Origin of the sequence: Demequina sp. NBRC 110055 (assembly GCF_002090135.1) — a bacterium.
Classification (GTDB): Bacteria; Actinomycetota; Actinomycetes; order Actinomycetales; family Demequinaceae; genus Demequina.
In genome coordinates, this window is sequence record NZ_BBRL01000005.1 from 66853 (window position 1) to 85508 (window position 18656).

The 18656-nt window shown below is 70.7% G+C and carries 16 protein-coding genes; 12 read left to right on the forward strand and 4 right to left on the reverse strand.

Annotated elements, in window-relative coordinates:
- Positions 1-35: 35 nt before the first annotated feature.
- Positions 36-2144 (reverse strand): hypothetical protein, encoded by a 2109-nt coding sequence (locus B7K24_RS13275; RefSeq protein ID WP_144268174.1) that lies wholly within the window; start codon positions 2142-2144, stop codon positions 36-38.
- A gap of 138 nt (positions 2145-2282) precedes the next feature.
- Between B7K24_RS13275 and B7K24_RS06210 the strand changes: the two genes are divergently transcribed.
- Positions 2283-2960: a response regulator transcription factor gene (locus B7K24_RS06210; RefSeq protein WP_084129326.1), complete on the forward strand. Its 678-nt coding sequence runs from the start codon at positions 2283-2285 to the stop codon at positions 2958-2960.
- A 6-nt stretch (positions 2961-2966) separates the two neighbouring features.
- Positions 2967-4274 carry a HAMP domain-containing sensor histidine kinase gene (locus B7K24_RS06215; protein WP_084129327.1) on the forward strand — a complete coding sequence of 436 codons (1308 nt, stop codon included), beginning with the start codon at positions 2967-2969 and terminating at the stop codon, positions 4272-4274.
- Positions 4275-4281: 7 nt separating this feature from the next.
- Here the strand turns inward: B7K24_RS06215 and B7K24_RS06220 are convergent, their stop codons facing one another.
- Positions 4282-4824: a GtrA family protein gene (locus B7K24_RS06220; protein WP_159449170.1), complete on the reverse strand. Its 543-nt coding sequence runs from the start codon at positions 4822-4824 to the stop codon at positions 4282-4284.
- Here B7K24_RS06220 and B7K24_RS06225 point away from each other — a divergent pair.
- Positions 4823-5968: a 5-(carboxyamino)imidazole ribonucleotide synthase gene (locus tag B7K24_RS06225; protein ID WP_084129328.1), complete on the forward strand. Its 1146-nt coding sequence runs from the start codon at positions 4823-4825 to the stop codon at positions 5966-5968. The genes B7K24_RS06220 and B7K24_RS06225 overlap by 2 nt on opposite strands.
- On the forward strand, positions 5965-6468 hold the full coding sequence (gene purE / locus B7K24_RS06230) for a 5-(carboxyamino)imidazole ribonucleotide mutase (RefSeq protein WP_084129329.1): 504 nt from the start codon (positions 5965-5967) through the stop codon (positions 6466-6468). The genes B7K24_RS06225 and purE overlap by 4 nt, the downstream gene beginning before the upstream one ends.
- A 63-nt stretch (positions 6469-6531) precedes the next feature.
- On the opposite strand, the gene B7K24_RS06235 is transcribed toward purE, so the two are convergent.
- A complete protein-coding gene (locus tag B7K24_RS06235; RefSeq protein WP_084129330.1) occupies positions 6532-7767 on the reverse strand; it encodes an LCP family protein in 1236 nt (411 codons plus the stop codon).
- Between the two features lie 339 nt (positions 7768-8106).
- Between B7K24_RS06235 and B7K24_RS06240 the strand changes: the two genes are divergently transcribed.
- The 4 genes from B7K24_RS06240 to B7K24_RS06255 all read left to right on the forward strand — a co-directional run bounded on the left by B7K24_RS06240 (position 8107) and on the right by B7K24_RS06255 (position 13958).
- Entirely contained in the window at positions 8107-9111 is a 1005-nt protein-coding gene (locus B7K24_RS06240) for a glycosyltransferase family 2 protein (protein WP_084129497.1), read from the forward strand.
- Positions 9112-9183: 72 nt separating this feature from the next.
- Positions 9184-9504: a WhiB family transcriptional regulator gene (locus tag B7K24_RS06245; RefSeq protein WP_084100954.1), complete on the forward strand. Its 321-nt coding sequence runs from the start codon at positions 9184-9186 to the stop codon at positions 9502-9504.
- A gap of 24 nt (positions 9505-9528) precedes the next feature.
- A complete protein-coding gene (locus tag B7K24_RS06250) occupies positions 9529-12645 on the forward strand; it encodes a glycosyltransferase family 2 protein (protein WP_084129331.1) in 3117 nt (1038 codons plus the stop codon).
- Positions 12642-13958 (forward strand): DUF5719 family protein, encoded by a 1317-nt coding sequence (locus B7K24_RS06255; RefSeq protein WP_084129332.1) that lies wholly within the window; start codon positions 12642-12644, stop codon positions 13956-13958. Before B7K24_RS06250 ends, B7K24_RS06255 begins: the two co-directional genes overlap by 4 nt.
- Here B7K24_RS06255 and B7K24_RS06260 read toward each other — a convergent pair.
- Entirely contained in the window at positions 13940-14344 is a 405-nt protein-coding gene (locus B7K24_RS06260) for a metallopeptidase family protein (protein WP_084129333.1), read from the reverse strand. The two genes, B7K24_RS06255 and B7K24_RS06260, sit on opposite strands and share 19 nt — an antisense overlap.
- Before the next feature lie 71 nt (positions 14345-14415).
- Here B7K24_RS06260 and B7K24_RS06265 point away from each other — a divergent pair, with 71 nt between their 5' ends.
- The 4 genes from B7K24_RS06265 to ahcY are packed head-to-tail and all read left to right on the forward strand — an operon-like array spanning position 14416 to position 18608.
- The gene (locus B7K24_RS06265; RefSeq protein ID WP_084129334.1) at positions 14416-14784 is read left to right on the forward strand and encodes a DUF3499 domain-containing protein; all 369 of its coding nucleotides are present in this window, start codon (positions 14416-14418) and stop codon (positions 14782-14784) included.
- Positions 14785-14801: 17 nt separating this feature from the next.
- A complete protein-coding gene (locus B7K24_RS06270; protein ID WP_084129335.1) occupies positions 14802-16220 on the forward strand; it encodes a phosphomannomutase/phosphoglucomutase in 1419 nt (472 codons plus the stop codon).
- A gap of 1 nt (position 16221) precedes the next feature.
- The gene (locus B7K24_RS06275) at positions 16222-17169 is read left to right on the forward strand and encodes a cation diffusion facilitator family transporter (protein ID WP_084129336.1); all 948 of its coding nucleotides are present in this window, start codon (positions 16222-16224) and stop codon (positions 17167-17169) included.
- Positions 17166-18608: an adenosylhomocysteinase gene (ahcY, locus tag B7K24_RS06280; protein WP_084129337.1), complete on the forward strand. Its 1443-nt coding sequence runs from the start codon at positions 17166-17168 to the stop codon at positions 18606-18608. Before B7K24_RS06275 ends, ahcY begins: the two co-directional genes overlap by 4 nt.
- Positions 18609-18656 lie beyond the last annotated feature (48 nt).

Here is an 18656-nt window from a genome sequence, read left to right on the forward strand (position 1 = left end):
GCGCATCGGTCGCGGCGCCCCTGGGGATAACCCGGTCAGGGAGCGGAGGCTGTGGGAAGCGCGCTGAGCGGCGCGACCTCGCCCGATTCCACAGCGGTCCCCGCGTACCACGTGTAGGTGCGCACCGACACCGTGCGGGGAAGGGCCTGCAGCGTGTAGGTCGAGTGGCGCACCTTGGACGACAGCACGGTCTGGGGTGCGTCGGTCCACGGGACGTCATCGATCGTGCGGGTGAGGACGAGCGGCTGCTCGCCCCAGGCATCGGCCATCTGGGCGATCTGCGCCGCCGTGGGCGGGGCGAGCGCCAGCACGACAGGCACGTCGCACACCGTGCGCAGGCCGCCGAAGAGCTCGGACGTGCCGACGAGCACGATGGGCCGCCCCTGATCCAGGGCGCACAGGCGGTCGATCATGTCGCGCGCCCCGATCATCTCCCTGGTCGTCACGTTGACGGCCGTCGACAGGGGGAACTCGGCGGTGGGTTGGACGGAGACCCAGGTGGTCAGCGGCAGGCCGATCATGCCGACGGCAGCGACCCGGCGGGCGATGCGGCGGGCATCGGTGCCGCGCAGCAGCGAGGTGAGCCACCATGCGGCCGCGCCAGCGAGCAGCAGCAGTCCCGGCAGGGTGACGGGTTCGAAGCGGCGGATCGCCCAGATCTGGTCGGGCACGATGTTGGGCTTCCACAGGTACAGCACTGTCGGGGCGAGGACGGAACCGACCAGCACCGCCCATGGCGCGTCGCGCCTCACCATGCGCATGGTCGCCCATCCGAGTCCGAGGATTCCGAGGACGATGAGGGGCCACGTGAGGTAGTACGACAGCCACGTGACGGTCGACTCGGCATAGGTGCGCGTGGGATCGACGGTGAGGCCCTGCGCGCGCTGGAAACTCTCGATGACGCCGTTGACGAAATCCTGACTCGAGGTCGTGTCGCCGCGGTGCACGGTGGTCCACAGCGGGCGCGACGCGAACAGCGCCATCACCGCGATGACGGCGCCGCCGACGATCCATGCACCCGTCGCTCCGAGGCGCCGCGACACTCCTGTGAGCCACGCGTCGCCGCGGCGACGCTCGGTCCACGTGGCGCCCCAGGCGAGCAGCACCACGGCGACGAGAACGACGGCGGCGAACAGCGCGACCGCCTCGCTCGCCAGCCGCTCAAAGTACGCCGCGCTCCACACCGCCACCGACGCATAGCCCGCCGCCAACGTGACGGTCGTCACGACCACAAAGACCGTGAGCGCGCGGCGCCGCCACGCCCGCGGGGCCTCAAGCACGGCCAGGGCGATGGCAACCCCCGCCATGGTGCCCATCGCACCCGAGGCGCCGTCAATGCGCACCAACGTCGTGGCACCGGCGCAGATCGCCCCCGCCGCCATCAACGCGGTGGAGCGTTGCGTGAGCCCGCGCCAGGCGTACAGGATCCCGGCGATGGCCAGCAGCAACGCGAGCGGCTCGGTGTAGGCCGGCCGGGACAGACCGATGTGCGAGACGGTCAGCGCGAGGGCCCCCGCGGGCGCGAGGGCGGCCATCGGCGACAGGAAGCAGCGCGCGAGCGCGTAGACCGCAAGGATGCCCGCCGCGCCGATGACGACGTTGGCCGCGAGCACGCCGGTGTCGCCCGCGAACCAGCCGCCGACGGCGATGGTCGCCGGCAGCATCTTGGCGCCCTGAGGCTGAATCATGTCCCCGTTGAGGTTCCACGCCTCCGAGGCGTCGGCAAGGAAACTGCTGCTAGCCGCGGCGGCCTCGACCGCGCCGGCGGCGGGGATGTCCGTCGACGGGTGGTCGACGAGCCACAGGCCCGACAGGGTGAGGAAGCCGGGATCGCGCACCACGAGCATGTATTCGGCGGCGAGCGCGACGTTGACGACGGTCCACACCGCCGTTCCAGCCACCACCATCAGTCCCGCGAGGGCGTCGTGCGGTGCACGCGAGAGTGGCGCGAGTGGGCGCCAGGCCACCGCGATCAGGACGACGGCCAACGGCATCACCGTCCACCAGGTGTGCAGGCCGAGGCTCACCATGGCTCCCGCGGCCAGGGCGACCGCGGTGACGACGAGAACAAGGCGCTCGGGAGCGGCGGCGAGGGTGGCGCCCACGCGGCCGTCGAGGCGGCCGGGCGCGACGGTCGTGGTCACGATCGCCCAGCGTACCGGCGGCGTTCTCACGCGCGAGGAGGCGTCGCGGTAGTGAGGCGAATGCCGTGCCAGCTACGGCATCGGCCGCCCGCGCGCGGGTGTCGTTGCGCTCGCCCGCCCGCCGGGTATCGTGTCCTCATGACGCGAATTGTCTTGGTCGAAGATGACCCGACCATTTCAGAACCCTTGACCCGCGCTTTGGGTCGCGAGGGGTACGACGTGGAATGGCACGGGACGGGTATGGGAGGAGTAGGTGCGGCAGACGATGCGGATCTGGTGATCCTTGACCTCGGCCTGCCCGACATCGACGGGGTCGACGTCGCGCGGCGCATCCGTGACAAGGGCCTGCAGGTGCCGATCCTCATGCTCACCGCGCGTGCCGACGAGGTCGACCTCGTGGTGGGCCTCGACGCGGGCGCCGACGACTACGTCACCAAGCCCTTCCGCCTGGCCGAGCTGCTCGCGCGCGTGCGCGCGTTGCTGCGCCGCCGCCTCGTGGGCGACTCCAACGGCGAGCTTGCCGTCGCGGGCGTGCGCGTCGACGTGGCGGGCCACCGTGCCTTCCTCGACGACAAGGAACTGCAGCTGTCGGGCAAGGAGTTCGACCTCCTGCACCTGCTGGTCGCGAACGCCGGCTCGGTGGTCTCGCGCGACACGCTGATGCGTGAGGTGTGGGACGCGGACTCGTCCGCCCCGTCGAAGACCCTGGACATGCACGTGTCCTGGCTGCGCCGCAAGCTGGGCGACGACGCCGCATCGCCGCGCTTCATCACCACGGTGCGCGGCATGGGCTTCCGCTTCGAGAACGACGAGTAGTCCCTCATGCGCCGCCGGGTGCTGCGCGCCACCATCGCGGCTCTGACGGTCGCGGTGATCCTCCTGGGGATTCCGCTTGCGGTGGTCGCCGCGCAGATCGTGAAGGAGGACGCGCTACGCGACCTCGACCTGCGCACCACCACGGCGGCGCGGGCGCTGGAGGTGCGCTACCGCGCGGGCGAGACCGTCACAGACAACGTGCTGGGCTCGTACGTGTCGGATGCACAGAACGCGCCCAGTTACATGTACGTCCAGTTGCCCGACGGCACCGAGATGACCGCGGGTACCGAACCCACCCGGTCCTTCTCCGACAGCCACGTGACGGACGACGGCCTGGTGGTCGTGATGTACATGGACTGGTGGGATGTCTTCTGGATCAGCGCCCAGTTCGTCGCTCTCGTGCTGGGCCTCGGCGTGATCGCCGTCGCCGCTGGACTCGCCATGGCTCGGTGGCAGGCCAACCGGCTGACCGCGCCGCTCGTGTACTTGGCCGCGTCCGCCGAGCAGCTCGGCACCGGCCAGGTCCGTCCGCGCCTCGATAAGACCGGCATCGAGGAAATCGACCTGGTGGCCGACGAGTTGTCCCGCAGCGCCGACCGCATGGCGGCGCGTCTGGCCACCGAACGACAATTTGCGGCCGATGCCTCCCACCAGCTCCGTACGCCGCTCACGGCACTCACCATGCGGCTCGAGGAGATCGCAGCACTGTCGACTCAGGACGAGGTGCGCGAGGAGGCCGAGAAGTCGCTCGAGCAGGTGGAGCGGCTCGTCGGCGTGGTCGACGAGCTCCTGGGGCGCTCGCGGCGCGCGCTCGGCTCCGGCACGGAGCTTGTGGTGCTCGAGCAGGTCTTCGAGCAGCAGCGCGAGGAGTGGGCGCAGGCGTTCCGCGCCGCGGGCCGCGAGCTCGTGATTCACCCGACCGACGCGACCGTGTTCGCGACGCCGGGCGGGCTGGCTCAGGTGCTCGCCACGCTCATCGAGAACTCCCTGCACCACGGAGCCGGTATCACGACGGTGGCGGCCCGCGAGTCGGGGGCCAACCACGCGATCGTGATCGAGGTGCGCGACCAGGGCGAGGGGGTGCCCGAGGATCTGGCGCCGCGCATCTTCGAGCGCGAGGTGACGTCCGGTCGCGGCACGGGCCTGGGTCTCGCGCTCGCGCGCGATTTGGTGACGGCCGATGGCGGCAGGCTCGAGTTGGCGCAGCGCGTTCCCGCGGCCTTTGCGGTCTTCCTCCAGGGCGTGCCGCAGATGGTCGACCTGGAGACCGTCATCCCGCACGGCCGCTCGGGAGGGCCGCGCCGGCGCCGCTGAGGCTCGCCTACCGCTCGTTGGCCTCGGGGTCCACCGCCGGGTCCACCGCCACCCGCGCGGCGTCGGCGTCCGAGGAGAACACGAACAGCGAGAACCCCAGGTAGCGCGCCACGGTGCCGAGGCCGATGCCCAGCACCGACGCGATGTTGTCGGCCAGCGCGGACTCGAAGCCCAGCCCGTGGTGGCTCAGAGCGACAACGCCGGCCTCGAGCGCGAGCGCCACCGCGTTGATCGTCGCGAACAAGGCGAGCTCGGGGAGCGGACGGTGACGGCTGGGACCGCGGAAGGTCCAACCGCGATGCGCGACCCACGCGAAGCCGATCGACACGAGGGTGGCGATGATCTTGGCGGTGACGACCCGGTCGTCGCTGCCGGCGACCTCGCTGTCGGGCGCGAGCGGCCCGAGGCGCAGCAGATTGAACACGCCGAGGTTGACGACGATCCCCGCGATGCCGACCGCTCCGAAGCGCAGCATTTCGGCGCCGCGGGCGCGTACACGGTCGAGGATCGTCACGGGTGTCGAGCCTACTGCCGGGTAGGGTGCAGCCATGACTTCCCCCATCGTCGCCGTGATCGGCGGGGGCCAACTCGCGCGCATGATGGCGCCCGCAGCGACGGCCCTCGGCATTACCCTTCGCGTCCTCGTCGAGTCGGATGCGGCACCCGCCGCTGCACCTGCCCACGAGACCGTGGTCGGGCTGCCCTCCGACGCCGACGCGATCGCGCGCCTACTGTCCGCTCCCGTGCCCGATGCCGTGACCTTCGAACACGAACACATCCCCGCCGAGGTATTCGAGGCGTGCGAACGCGCCGGCGTACCCGTCCGCCCGGGCCTCGCCGCCCTCCACTACGCGCAAGACAAGATCGCGATGCGCGAGCGTATGGACGCGCTCGGTCTCCCCAACCCCGCGTGGGCCGAGGCGCGCTCCGAGGAGGACGTTCAGGCCTTCCTCGACGCGCACGGCGGCGAGGCGATCCTCAAGACTGCGCGCGGCGGCTACGACGGCAAGGGGGTGATGGTGGTGCGCAGTGCCACCGACGCCCGCGCCTGGCTCGAGGCCGCAGCCGTCGGCGGTCCCCGCCTGCTTCTCGAGCAGAAGGTGCCGTTCACCCGCGAGCTGGCGATCCAGATCGCGCGCCGTCCCTCGGGAGCGTCGCGCACCTGGCCCGCCGTCGAGTCGCTGCAGCGCGACGGGGTGTGCTCCGAGGTGACGGCGCCCGCGCCGGGCCTCGACCCGGCACTCGAGGCCGAGGCCGAGCGCATTGCCACCGTCATCGCCACCGAGCTTGACGTCACGGGTGCGCTTGCCGTCGAACTGTTCGAGACGGCCGGCGGGCTGCTCATCAACGAGCTGGCCATGCGCCCGCATAACTCGGGGCACTGGAGCATGGACGGCGCCGTCACGGGCCAGTTCGAGCAGCACCTGCGCGCCGTGCTCGACCTGCCGCTAGGAGACACCACGCCCACGTCCGCGTGGACGGTGATGGCGAATGTGCTGGGGGGAGCCCGCACGGACCTCGAGGCTGCCCTGGCCGAGGTGACCGATGCATCGGCCAAAATCCATCTCTACGGCAAGGCCGTGCGCCCGGGCCGCAAGGTGGGCCACGTCAACCTTTCCGGCGCCGAGCGCGCCGAGACCTATGAGCGGGCGGTGGCCGCGGCGGCCGTCGTCAGGGACGGAGTACCAGCATGAGCGACCCCATCGTCGGCATCGTCATGGGATCCGACTCGGACTGGCCCACCATGGTGGCGGCGGCCGAGGCTTTGGAGGAGTTCGGGATCCCCTTCGAAAAGGACGTCGTGTCCGCGCACCGCATGCCAGAGGAGATGATCGCCTACGGGCGCGAGGCGGAGTCGCGGGGGATCCGCGTCATCATCGCCGGGGCCGGTGGCGCCGCGCACCTGCCAGGGATGCTGGCGTCGGTGACGACGCTGCCGGTCATCGGCGTCCCTGTGGCGCTCAAGCACCTCGACGGCATGGACTCACTCCTGAGCATCGTGCAGATGCCGGCCGGGGTGCCTGTGGCCACCGTGTCGATCGGGGGGGCGCGCAACGCGGGTCTGTTGGCCGCGCGGATGCTGGGCTCAGCCCCTACGGAGGAGGGCGCGGCTCTGCGCGAGCGCATGCGCGTCTTCCAGGCGAGCCTGCGCGACGTCGCGTATGCCAAGGGGGAGGCGCTACGCCGCCAGTAGTGCCGCGCTCACCAACGAGAAGGGCCCCGCACGCTCGGCGTGCGGGGCCCTTCTCACGGGGGGCTACTGCGGGATGACGCAACCGTCGAGGATCTCGTCCTGCGTCTCGCGCAGCGGCGAGGGGCTCACCGACGGGGTAGGCGTCGTCGCGGTCGCGGAGGGGGTCGAACTCGGCTCGGCCGAGGCGGTGGCGTCGGGCGAAGCCGTGACCGACGGCTCTGCCGAGGGCTCGGGATCCGCGGTGGGGTTCTCGACCGTGGGGTCGGTCGACTCGATCGGGACGTCGTCGATCAGGGCCTGCCACATGGCGGTCGCCTCGGGCTCCGTCCACACGACGTCACCCTTGCCGTCGCCGGGGTAGTGCCACGGCACGGTATAGAAGTTCAGGTTGCTGGTCTCGAAATTCCTGAGGCTGTACGCGAGGCCGATGATGTTGTTGAGCGAGCCCATTTCGGAGTCCATGGACAGCGACTCGGCGCCCGCGCGCACGAACTGAGTGAGCTCGGAGACATCGGTGAGATAGTTCATGCCGAGCACCTTGCGGGCGGTGTTCGTCAGCAACTCCTGCTGACGCTCGATGCGCGCGAGGTCGGTGCCGTCCCCGCCGAGACCCGTCCCGGTACGGGCGCGGGCGAAGGCCAGTGCCGTCTCGCCATCAAGCACCTGTGCGCCCGCGGTGAGGTCGAGGTTGGCCTTCTTCGACCGCATGTCCTGCGTAATACACATCGGCACGCCATCGATCGCGTCGACCATGTCCTCAAAGCCGGAGAAGTCGACCATGACGAAGTGTCCGCCGAGGTCGACCCCGGTGAGATCCATGATGGTCTGCATGACACACGCGGCGCCCTCGCCGCGGTCGCCATTGCGTCCACCGTTGGCGAGTGCGGTATTGAACTTGGCGGTCCAGCCAGGGATGACTTCGCCGTCATACATCCTGCAGTCGGAGATCCTCACGCGCGAGTCACGGGGGATGGAGACCACGTCGATGCGCTCGCGGTCGGCACTGATGTGCATCACCATGGTGGTGTCGCCGCGCATGCCACCCGCGACGTCGCCGCCGATCTCGGCATTCTCGCCGTTGCGCTCGTCGGTACCGATCAAGACGATGTTGAGGGGCTGCCCCGCGGCAAAATCGTTCGGGGAGTCATCGACGACGGCCGTCTCGCCTTCGCCGCTGGCCAGCAATGAACTGGTGTCGTGGGTGTCGAAGGAGCCCTGCAAGAGCAGGGCAGAGGTGCCGCCGTACACGACCGCGAATCCCGCGACCGCGGCGACGCCGCTTGCCACCGCGGCGAGCACGTGCCTACTGACAGGGCGGGCGCCGTGCCGTGCACGTGACCTCGAGCCGGATGAGCTCACGGATGGTCCTCCTCAAGAACAGTCGATGAAGGCGTCGGAGACGCTCGCGACTCTAACGCGCAAAAGCCCTGCTCGGTTCCGCGCGCGCGAGATTACGGCGTGGTGCGCGCCACAAAGTCATTATCGGCCTCGCGCGATGCATTCTGAAACGTAGCATTCGTGTGGCGGCGTCGTCCCAGGTAGGTGGGGCGTGTGGAGGGGGCCATGCGGATCGATCCGCCCCCGCGTTACGGCAGACTCGCGGAGCAGGTGCGGAGGTGCCGTTAGGCTCGCGCTGTGATGTCCTTGCCGCCTTTGTCATCGCTTCCTGCGGTCAGCGTCGTGTTTCCCGTGCGCAATGAGGCGGCGCACTTGCGCGACAGCGTCCGCGCGGTCCTCGCCAGTGGGTATCGCGGCGAGGTCGAGGTGGTCGTCGCCGTGGCGCCGTCAACCGACGGGACGGAAACAGTCGCGGCCGCCCTTGCCGATGACGCGCGCATCACGATGGTCGACAACCCCACCGGCCGGACTCCCGACGGTCTCAATGCCGCCATTGCCGCTGCCCGTCACGACGTGATCGTGCGCATGGATGGTCACGCCCTCATGCCACGCGGGTACATCGATCTCGCCATCGATGCCCTACGTAGCACCGGCGCGGGCAACGTGGGCGGTCGCATGGTCCCGGAAGGCCAGCAACCATTCCAGCGCGCCGTCGCCGTGGCGATGTCGTCGGTCTGGGGCCTCGGTGGTGCCGGACACCGCCAAGGGGGGACCGCGGGACGCGCGGAGTCGGTCTATCTCGGCTCCTTTCGGCGCGAGGCACTCGAGGACGTGGGTGGCTACGACCCACACTATGTGCGGGCTCAGGATTGGGAACTCAATATGCGGTTGCGTGAGGCGGGGTATCTCGTGTGGTTCGTGCCGCAGATGCAGGTGCCGTATTTTCCCCGCGCGACATGGCGCGACCTCGCAACCCAGTTTTGGCGCACGGGCCAATGGCGGCGCGAGGTGATCCGTCGCCACCCGCAGTCGCGTTCGCTGCGCTACTTTGCGGCGCCCGTGGTAACCGTAGCGGTGGCCGCGGGACTGGCGCTCGGAGTGGTCGGTGTGCTCGCCGGCATCCCCGCGCTCGCGTGGACGCTGATCATTCCCGGCGGCTACGCGCTCGGCGTGCTGGGCGCCTCTGCTGTGCTGGCCTCACGGGCGGGCTCGGAGGCGACCATGCGCATGCCGCTGGTCCTCGCGACCATGCATCTGGCGTGGGGTGGGGGCTTCCTGAGGGGCGTGCGAGATCTTTCGACTTGACGCACGGGGATTACACGGGTGTAATTCCTACAACGCAGGCTCACGTTCTGCGTTGAAATCGGAGGGAAGCCTATGTGGAATATCTACGAAGGCGCAGTGCCCTCGGACGCGGGAAAGCCGTCCCCGACGCTCGCGTCGGTCGTCGACATCTTTGACGGTGTCGAGGACGATGGCCCCCTGGCATGGCAAGAGCGCGCGCTGTGCGCCCAAACCGATCCCGAGGCCTTCTTCCCCGAAAAGGGTGGATCGACCCGCGAGGCCAAGAAGGTGTGTGCGTCGTGCGACGTGCGCTCCGAGTGCCTCGACTATGCGCTTGAGCACGATGAGCGCTTCGGGATCTGGGGTGGGCTGTCGGAGCGTGAGCGGCGCAAGCTCAAGCGTCGCGCCGTCTAGCCGGTCAGCCCGCGTGGGAAGGGTATGAGTTCGGCGCGCCTGACGGTGCGCGCGGTGGTGGTCAGCGACGGCAAGTCGTCGCGCCTCGCCGCGGTCCTCGATGCCGTGACGGCACAGGATCCCCTTCCCGATCACATCGATCTCGTCCTGTGCGGCGACGCCCAGGAACCCCTGCTGCCCTCGACGCCACCTATCTCGGTGGTGCGCAGCGACGCGTCCCATGTGGGCCGCGCCATCGACGACGCGTTGGCTCTCGCTCCGGGCCGCGCCGGCGAGATGCTGTGGCTGCTCCACGACGACTCCGCGCCCCTGCCGGGAGCGCTGGCGCACCTGACGGCCACGGCCCGCAAGCGCCACCGCGCCGAGGTGGTGGGTGCCGCACAGGTGCAGTGGGACGATCCCGCGCGTCTCGTGAGCCTCGGCACCACCACGACCCGCGTCGGGGCGCGGCGGGTCACGCTCGTCGATGAAAACGACGTCAATCAGGGTCAATACGACGCGCGTGATGATGTGCTCGCCGTGTCACTCGCGGGAGCGCTCGTACGTCGCGACACGTGGCACCGTCTCGAGGGACTCGACCCCGCGTACGCCGGTTGGGGCGACAGCCTCGACTTCTGCCGGCGCGTGTGGCGCTCGGGCGGCGACGTGGTGGCGGTCCCGCGCGCCCGCATCCGCCACGCCCAGGAACGGCTGTATGCGCGCCGCGGCGAGGACCAGGGAAGCCGCCGCGACACCTACTCCGCACGCCGCGCCGCGGAATGGTTCCACGCTCTTGCCTACTCGCCGTGGTGGATGACGCCACTGGTGCTTGTCGCCGCGTTCCTCTCCTCAGGGTGGCGTGCTGTCACGCGCGTGGTGCGCAACGACGCGCGGATGCTCGCGGCGGAACTCGCCGTGCCGGCACGCCTCACGGGCATGCTGCCGCGGCTATGGCGCTCGCGCCGACGTGTGACGTCGAGCGCGGGGAGAGGTCGGGGCAGTCGTGCCGCCGAGCGTCGACTCCTCGCTACCGGCGCCCAGGTTCGCCATGACATGCGCGTACGGGAATGGGGGGAGTACGAAACGTGGCGTGCCGCGTCGGCCCCCACCGACGTCGTGCGGGCCGAGCTCGACCATTCGCGCCGACGCACCTGGCGCGCCTTCGCGATCACGGGGGTCGCGCTCGCCGCGGTGTCCGCGACGCTCCACGGCGACTGGATCCTGGGGATCCTGCGTGGGCAAATGCTGGCAGGCGACGTGCTGGGCGTCACGGACATGTCCGTAGGCGACGTGTGGGACCGCGGCCTGGGCGGGTGGACTGAGCAGGGTCTGGGGGCGCCCGCCGTCGACGGTGGCCTGGCCCCGCTACTTTTGCCGCTGTCCGTGGTGCCGGGCGGCCTCGCGGCCGGGGTCGGCCTGCTGCTGGGGCTGGCACCCCTGTGGGCGGGCCTCGCAGCATGGGCCGCCTCCGGTGCGATCAGCCGCTCCGTGGTGTTCCGCGCGAGCGCGGCCGTCGCGTACGCCGTCATGCCGTCGTTCATCGTCAGCGTCGAGCAGGGCCGCATCACCGCGGTGATGGTTCATGCCCTGCTTCCGCTGGCCGTGCTCGGCATCATCCGCGCGGCGGGGTGGCATCGCGGCGAGCGCGTCGGGGCGGGCGAACACTTCCCGGTGCGGCCCCAGCCGTCGCCGAGCGCCGGCATGGCGGGCGCCGTCGCGCTCGCACTATGCACCATCGCCTCGCCGCTGCTCGCGCTGCCCGCGCTCGCAGGCCTGCTCGTGCTCGCCCTCATCACCCCGGGCCGGCGTGCGGGCCTGCTCGCCCTCGCGATCCCGACGCTCGCGGTGGCCCTTCCAGGATGGGTGGCGGCCGTGTCGCAGGGCATTGCGACGCCGGACGCCTGGTCTGTGATCGCGCGCGAGCCGGGTCCGTCGCTCGCGTCGGGCTCGTCGGTGCTGGACATCCTCATGAACCCGTGGGGGACGGCGCCCGGCGTGCCTGAGGTGCTCGCCGCAGTTTCCGCGAGTGTGGTCCCGGTGGTCCTGGTCGCTGCGGCCGCAGCGCTGCTGGGCGGACGGCGATGGAGAGTCACCACCGCGGGCGTGGTCGCCATGGCCGCGGGGATGATGGTCGCCGCCGCGCAGGCGGCGACCGCCGTATCGCCCGACTCGGGCGCCGGCACCGCAAGCGCGAACGGCTGGGCCGGCCCGGGGCTGTCCGTGCTGGCCATCGGTGTGATGCTGGTGACGGGCGCCGGGCTCGATGGCGCATGGCGAGTCGGCACGGGCGCCGTGAGGGTACTGGTGCGCGGCGGCGCCGTGACCGTGACCGCTATGGTCGCGGTGGCAGTGATGGGTCATGTCGCCACGCTCGTGTGGCCGGGACGCGAGGAACCCACGACGGTGTCCGCGATCCCGCGCGACGTGATTCCTCTGGTCGCGGCGCTCGAACAGCATCAACCCACGCGCCAGCGCGTGCTCGTCCTCGGCGACGACGACGGCGTCGTGACCGCGGCCGTCCTCGCGACCGACGGCTCAGAGGTCATCTCGTCCGCGGGTGAACTGCTGGCCGATGGCCGCGCCGCGGCGCGCTCCACGGGCGCCACCGTCAACGGCGTGGCCACGCTCGACGACGCGATCGCGCGGATGCTCGGCGGCGAGGCAGGTGCGGGCGACTCACTCGTGGACTGGGGCATTGGCGTCGTGGTCGCCTCCCCGGGGGCCGATGCGCTCGAGGATTCGCTCGCGCAGTCGCCCGACCTCACGCTGCTGGGTTCGTCCGATCGCGGCACCTCGTGGCGTCTTCAACGGGCCGATGCCGTGGCGGTCTCACGTGCGTGGGTTGAGACGGACGGTGGGGTCACCCCGGCGACTATGGGCCGCTCGGGAGGCGCCGTCGACGTGGACGGCGCCGGCACCGCGGTCATCGCGGTCGCTCAGGACGAGGCGTGGACGGCCACCCTCGATGGTGTCGCCCTCGAGCGAATCGAGGACCCCGTCGGGCGCGTCGCGTTCGCCGTGCCGGGGGCCGGCCACCTTCACTTTGACTACGACGACACGGCCCACCGCGTGTGGTGGTGGCTCGGGGCGGGCGCCATCGTCTGGGCGCTCCTCGGAGCGATCCCGTTGCGCGCGCGAGGCTTTAAGGAGACGCGCGCATGAGGCTGACGAGGCTCGTGCCTGCGGTGACCGCCATGGCGAGCGTCGCCGTGCTGTTTGCGGTCACGCTTCCTGACCCTGCCACGCCGGCGCCCGCCGAGGTCCAGGACGTGGCCGTGAGCCCAACGCCGCTTCCCTTGGCATGCCCCGGACCTCTCGAGGTGCCCGTGGGCGACATTGATACCGGGGACGCCGATCTCGACGCGGGTTCATCCGACCGCGACTTCTGGGTTTCCCCAGACGGAGACAACGCCGCCGAGGGGACGGCCATCGACGGCGCGTGGGGAGCCCAGGTGGAGCGCGTGGGCGGCGGGGACATTGCGTCACTGGCCGGAACCACGTGTATGCCGCCCCTGCAGGATCAGTGGCTGGTCGCTGGCTCGACGGCGCTGGGTGCAAGTGCGCGCCTCGTGCTGACGAACACGGCGGACACCGTCACGCGCGCGCACGTGACGCTGTATGGCCCGGTGGGCGAGGTGGCAGAGCCGATCGTGGTGTCCGTCGCGCCCCACGGCCAGGAGTCGATCCTTCTGGAGGGGGTGGAGGCGGAGGTGCCGGGACTTGCGGTGCGGGTCGTCGCCGGCGGTGTCGGTGTCGCGGCCGCCTTGCAAGACTCTCGGCTCGATGGTTTCGTGGCGGCCGGCACCGAGTGGGCGGCGCCCACGCAGGCAGGCGAGAGCCTCATCGTTCCCGTCGCCGGGCCCGTCAGCGCCTCATCTCCGGCGGCGGTGCGGCTCATTGCGCCGGACGGCGCCCACGTGTCGCTCGCGCTGTGGGGCGGCGACGGCGTGCGCACATGGCTCGGCGAGGAGGGCGTGGACCTCGAGCCCGGCACCGTGACGGATCTGGTGCTTCCCGACGGCGACGTGCAGGCGGTGAGTATCGAGGCCGATGCCCCGGTGGCCGCGGCCGCGCGCGTCAGCGTGGCACGGCAGGCCGCGCCGGACACGGGGGTCGACAACGCTCTGGACATCGCCTGGACCGAGGCGCAGGTCGTCACCGACGAGGAGCGCGCCGTGGTGGTTCCCGACGGCGACGTCGCCGCGGTGGTCGCCGCCGGCACCGCTGGCCGTTTGACGCTCACGGACTTGGGGGGCGAGGTGGTGCTCGACGAGCCCGTCGCGGCCGAGACGGTCCAACGGTTCGGCCTCGACGTCGAGCCCGGCACCGTGCTCCTCGCGACCGACCGTGTCGCCTGGGCGCTCGCGGTCGCGGACCCCGACGCCGGCTTCATCACGACGCTGTCGCCCGTGGCCACGACCGTGCCCGACCGGTTGGTGAGCATCGTGCCCGGCGGCTACGTGGGAAGCCCGTAGTCGGGATCGATGTCCTCGGGCGAGCGTCCCAGCAGGTGGCTGACGTGCTCGGCGATGAGGTCACGCACCAGTGCAGCGCGCTCCGCGCCGTCGGCGCGCAGTTCAACGGGGCGGCGGTACAGCACGATGCGGGCGGGCTGGCCGAGATCGGCGGGGAAGAGGCGGCCCAACGGCACCCCGGTCTCCCACGGCGTGGGCTCGGACGCGGGCACATCCTCCGTGCCGAACTCCACACGACCCCAGTGCTGCGCCCACCTGCCCTCTAGGCGTTCGACCGCGTCACGCACCAGATCATCGAACTGCTCGGCACGCGTGGTCCACGCCGGCACGTCGTAGGGCAACAAGGGTGCCCTGAGGCCCCTGTCATGACGATCGCGACGGCCCATGGCGCCGAGGCTACCCCCACCCACGGCGTGGCAGGGACGTGCGCGCCCGCGACGCGAGTAGCGTCCCGAGTGTGAAGTCCACTCGTCAATGCACCCGCACCACCTGCGACCGTGCCGCGGCCGCGACCCTGACCTATGTGTATGACGACTCGACCGTGGTCGTGGGCCAACTCTCGGCGCAGGCAGAGCCACACAGCTACGACCTGTGCGCTCACCACGCCGACCGCTTCACGGCGCCGCGCGGCTGGGACGTGGTCCACATCCACCAGGAGTTCACCGATGCGGGCCCCTCGCCCGACGACCTCGACGCGCTCGCGCGCGCCGTGCGCGAGGCGGGCCGACCCGCGTCCACACCGGTGACGCGCTCCGTTCCGGTAGCCGCTCCGACGGCCTCCGAGCCGCGTCGCGGGCACCTTCGCGTGGTCGCGTCCGACGCCTAGGCACTAGCCTGTCTCGCGTGAGCGAGACACCTGACCTTAGCGGCCTGATCAAGTCCTACGACGTGCGCGGCATCGTCGGCGAGGACCTCACCGAGGACGTCGCGCGCGCGATCGGCGCCGCGTTCGCCGACGCGGTGGTGCTGCCCGAGGGCGGCAACCGCGTGGTCATCGGGCACGACATGCGTGACTCCGGGCCGCTGTTCGCCGCCGCCGTGGGAGATGGATTGCGTGACCGCGGCCTCGACGTCACCGAGATCGGCCTGTGTTCGACCGACGGGCTCTACCACGCCTCCGGCGTCCTCGAGCTGCCCGGCATCATGATCACCGCCTCGCACAACCCCGCGCAGTACAACGGCATGAAGATGTGCCGCCCGCTGGCCCGGGCGGTCGGTGAGACGACGGGTCTGGGGGCCGTGCGTGAACTCACCGCGCGCTACCTCGTCGACGGGATTCCCGCGGCCGAGCACCCCGGCACGCGCACCGACAAGGAGATGCTGGGCGACTACGGCGCCTTCTTGCGTGAGCTTGTCGACCTGCGCGGCATCCGCCCCCTCAAGGTCGTCGTCGATGCCGCCAACGCGATGGCGGGCCTCACGGTGCCCGCGGTGCTCGGCACCGCGGCCGACCTCGCGGAGCTTCCCCTCGAGATCATCCCGCTGTACTTCGAGCTCGACGGCACGTTCCCGAACCACGAGGCCAACCCCCTCGACCCCGCGAACCTGGTGGACCTCCAGGCAGCCGTCCTCGAGCATGGCGCCGACCTCGGCCTGGCCTTCGACGGCGACGCCGACCGCTGCTTCGTGGTGGACGAGTTGGGACAGGTAGTGCCGGCATCGGCCATCACGGCGCTCGTCGGCCTGCGCGAGGCGGCACGCGAACGCGCCCACGGCGGCGAGCCCACCGTGATTCACAACCTCATCTCCTCGCGCGCGGTGCCCGAGCAGCTCGCCGCTGCCGGCGCGACGCCCGTGCGCTCCAAGGTGGGCCACTCCAACATCAAGGCGATGATGGCGGAGCTCAACGCCGTCTTCGGGGGCGAGCACTCGGCACACTTCTACTTCCGCGACTTCTTCTACGCGGACACCGGCATGCTCGCCGCCATGCATTTGATGGCCGCGCTGGGCCAGCAAGAGGGGCCGCTCAGCGAGATGTTGGCGCCGTGCGACCCGTACATCGCCTCGGGCGAGATCAATTCGACCGTCGAGGACGCCGACGCCGCCCGTGCGCGCGTGCGCGAGGCTTTCGCGGCCGAGGGCGCCGTGGAGGACGACCTCGATGGCATGACCCTGTCGCATTGGGACGCCGAACCGCGCTGGTGGCTCAATGTGCGCGCGTCCAACACCGAGCCGCTGCTGCGGCTCAATGTCGAGGCCGCCGACCAGGCGACCATGAAGTCCGTCCGTGACCGCGCGCTCGCGCTGATCCGGCAGGACTGAGGTGTCCACGGAGGGTGGCACCAAGGCCATCGTGGCGGCGCTCGCCGCCAACCTCGGCATCGGCGTCACGAAGTTCGCCGCCTGGGCGCTGACGGGTGCCTCGTCGATGCTCGCCGAGGCGATCCACTCGGTGGCCGACTCGGGCAACCAGGTGCTCCTTCTCGTGGGCGGCAAGCGCGCCAAGAAGGTCGCGACCGCCGACCATCCTTTCGGCTATGCGCGCGCCCGGTATTACTACGCGTTCCTCGTCGCCGTCGTGCTGTTCACGCTCGGCGGCCTGTTCGCGCTGTATGAGGCGTGGCATAAGTGGAGCCACCCCGAACCCATCGAGTCGTGGCAGTGGGTGCCCGTCACGGTCTTGATGGTGGCGATTGCACTCGAGAGCGCGTCGCTGAGGACCGCCGTGCGCGAGTCGCGACCAGCCAAGGGCGACCTCACCTGGCCGCAGTTCATCCGCCGCTCGCGCTCTCCCGAACTGCCCGTGGTGCTGCTCGAGGACACCGGCGCGCTCGCGGGCCTCGTCTTCGCGTTGTTCGGTGTTTCCATGACCCTCGTGACCGGTGACGGTCGCTGGGACGCCGCCGGCACCGCGATGATCGGCCTGCTCCTCGTGGTCATCGCCGTGGTGCTCGCCCGGGAGACCAGCTCGCTCATCATGGGGGAGTCCGCCACACCCAAGGACCTCGCGAGCATCCGTGCGGCCTTCGACGCCTCGGGCCTCACCGACGTCATCCACCTGCGCACCATGCACCTGGGCCCCGACGATGTGCTCGTCGCCGCCAAGGTGGCGGTGCGCGCGGGCGCGACCATGGCCGACGTTGCCGCCGACATCGACGATGCGGAACACCGCATCCGCGCCGCCGTGCCCGCCGCCCGCCTCATTTTCATCGAACCCGATCTGCGCCGCGCGCTGACCGAGCCCGCGCCCACCAAGGAGAACTCCCCGTGACCCACGAGTACGTCGTCGCCGACCTGGCCCTCGCCGAGGCCGGCCGCCACCAGATTCGCCTCGCCGAGCAGGAGATGCCGGGCCTCACCAGCCTGCGCGCCCAGTACGGCGACGCCCGCCCGCTCGCCGGCGCGCGCATCGCCGGTTCGCTGCACATGACGACCCAGACCGCCGTGCTGATCGAGACCCTTACCGCGCTCGGAGCCGAGGTCCGCTGGGCCTCGTGCAACATCTACTCGACCCAAGACGACGCCGCGGCCGCCGTCGTGGTCGGCGCCGGCACCTACTCGGCCCCCGCCGGACCGCCCGTGTTCGCCGTGAAGGGCGAGACGCTCGACGAGTACTGGGAGTACACCGACAGGATTCTCACGTGGGACGGTGTCGACGGTCCCACCATGATCTTGGACGACGGCGGCGACGCCACCCTGCTGGTCCACGAGGGCGTCCGCTACGAGGCCGCCGGCGAGGTTCCCGCGCCGCTCGACGAGGAGGACCCCTCGTACAACGAGGAGGTCGAGTCGATGCGCAAGGTGCTGCGCCGCTCGCTCGCGGCCGACCCCACGCGCTTCACCCGCATGGCCGCCGGCATCCTCGGCACGAGCGAGGAGACCACCACAGGCGTCCACCGCCTGGACCAGATGCACGCACGCGGCGAGCTGCTGTTCCCCGCGATCAACGTCAACGACTCGGTGACGAAGTCGAAGTTCGACAACCGCTACGGCATCCGCCACTCGCTTCCCGACGGCCTGATGCGCGCCACCGACGTCCTCATCGGCGGCAAGCTTGTGTTCGTCGCGGGCTACGGCGACGTGGGCAAGGGCGCCGCGGAGGCGCTACGCGGCCAGGGCGCTCGCGTCGTGATCGCCGAGGTCGACCCCATCTGCGCGCTACAGGCTGCGATGGATGGCTACGAGGTGGCCCGCATCGAGGACGTCGTCGAACGCGCCGACTTCTTCATCACCACGACGGGCAACAAGGACATCATCCGCGTCGAGCACATGGCCGCGATGAAGGACAAGGCCATCGTGGGCAACGTGGGCCACTTCGACAACGAGATCGACATGGCGGGCCTGGCCCGCTCGGGCGCGAAGCACCAGCCCATCAAGCCCCAGGTCGACGAGTGGACCTTCGCGGACGGCCACAGCGTCATCATCCTGTCCGCCGGTCGCCTCCTGAACCTCGGCAACGCGACCGGCCACCCCAGTTTCGTGATGAGCACGTCCTTCGCGAACCAGGTGCTCGCGCAGATCGAACTGTGGGTGAACCTCGACGAGTACCCGCTGGGTGTGCACCGCCTGCCCAAGGTGCTCGACGAGAAGGTCGCCCGCGACCACCTCGACGCGCTCGGGGTGCGGCTCACCGAACTCTCGCAGGAGCAAGCCGATTACTTGGGCGTGCCGCAGCACGGCCCCTTCAAGCCGGACCACTACCGCTACTGACGGCCGCCTGGGCGGCCGGCCGCGGCATCGGCCATTCTCGCGGGCCGA

What these genes read in the sequence shown, in the direction of transcription:
- B7K24_RS06210 (WP_084129326.1), top strand. Translation starts at nt 2,283, where the DNA reads ATGACGCGAATTGTCTTGGTCGAAGATGACCCGACCATTTCAGAACCC.
- B7K24_RS06215 (WP_084129327.1), top strand. Translation starts at nt 2,967, where the DNA reads ATGCGCCGCCGGGTGCTGCGCGCCACCATCGCGGCTCTGACGGTCGCG.
- B7K24_RS06225 (WP_084129328.1), top strand. Translation starts at nt 4,823, where the DNA reads ATGACTTCCCCCATCGTCGCCGTGATCGGCGGGGGCCAACTCGCGCGC.
- B7K24_RS06220 (WP_159449170.1), bottom strand. Translation starts at nt 4,824, where the DNA reads ATGGCTGCACCCTACCCGGCAGTAGGCTCGACACCCGTGACGATCCTC.
- purE (WP_084129329.1), top strand. Translation starts at nt 5,965, where the DNA reads ATGAGCGACCCCATCGTCGGCATCGTCATGGGATCCGACTCGGACTGG.
- B7K24_RS06240 (WP_084129497.1), top strand. Translation starts at nt 8,107, where the DNA reads ATGTCCTTGCCGCCTTTGTCATCGCTTCCTGCGGTCAGCGTCGTGTTT.
- B7K24_RS06245 (WP_084100954.1), top strand. Translation starts at nt 9,184, where the DNA reads ATGTGGAATATCTACGAAGGCGCAGTGCCCTCGGACGCGGGAAAGCCG.
- B7K24_RS06250 (WP_084129331.1), top strand. Translation starts at nt 9,529, where the DNA reads ATGAGTTCGGCGCGCCTGACGGTGCGCGCGGTGGTGGTCAGCGACGGC.
- B7K24_RS06255 (WP_084129332.1), top strand. Translation starts at nt 12,642, where the DNA reads ATGAGGCTGACGAGGCTCGTGCCTGCGGTGACCGCCATGGCGAGCGTC.
- B7K24_RS06260 (WP_084129333.1), bottom strand. Translation starts at nt 14,344, where the DNA reads ATGGGCCGTCGCGATCGTCATGACAGGGGCCTCAGGGCACCCTTGTTG.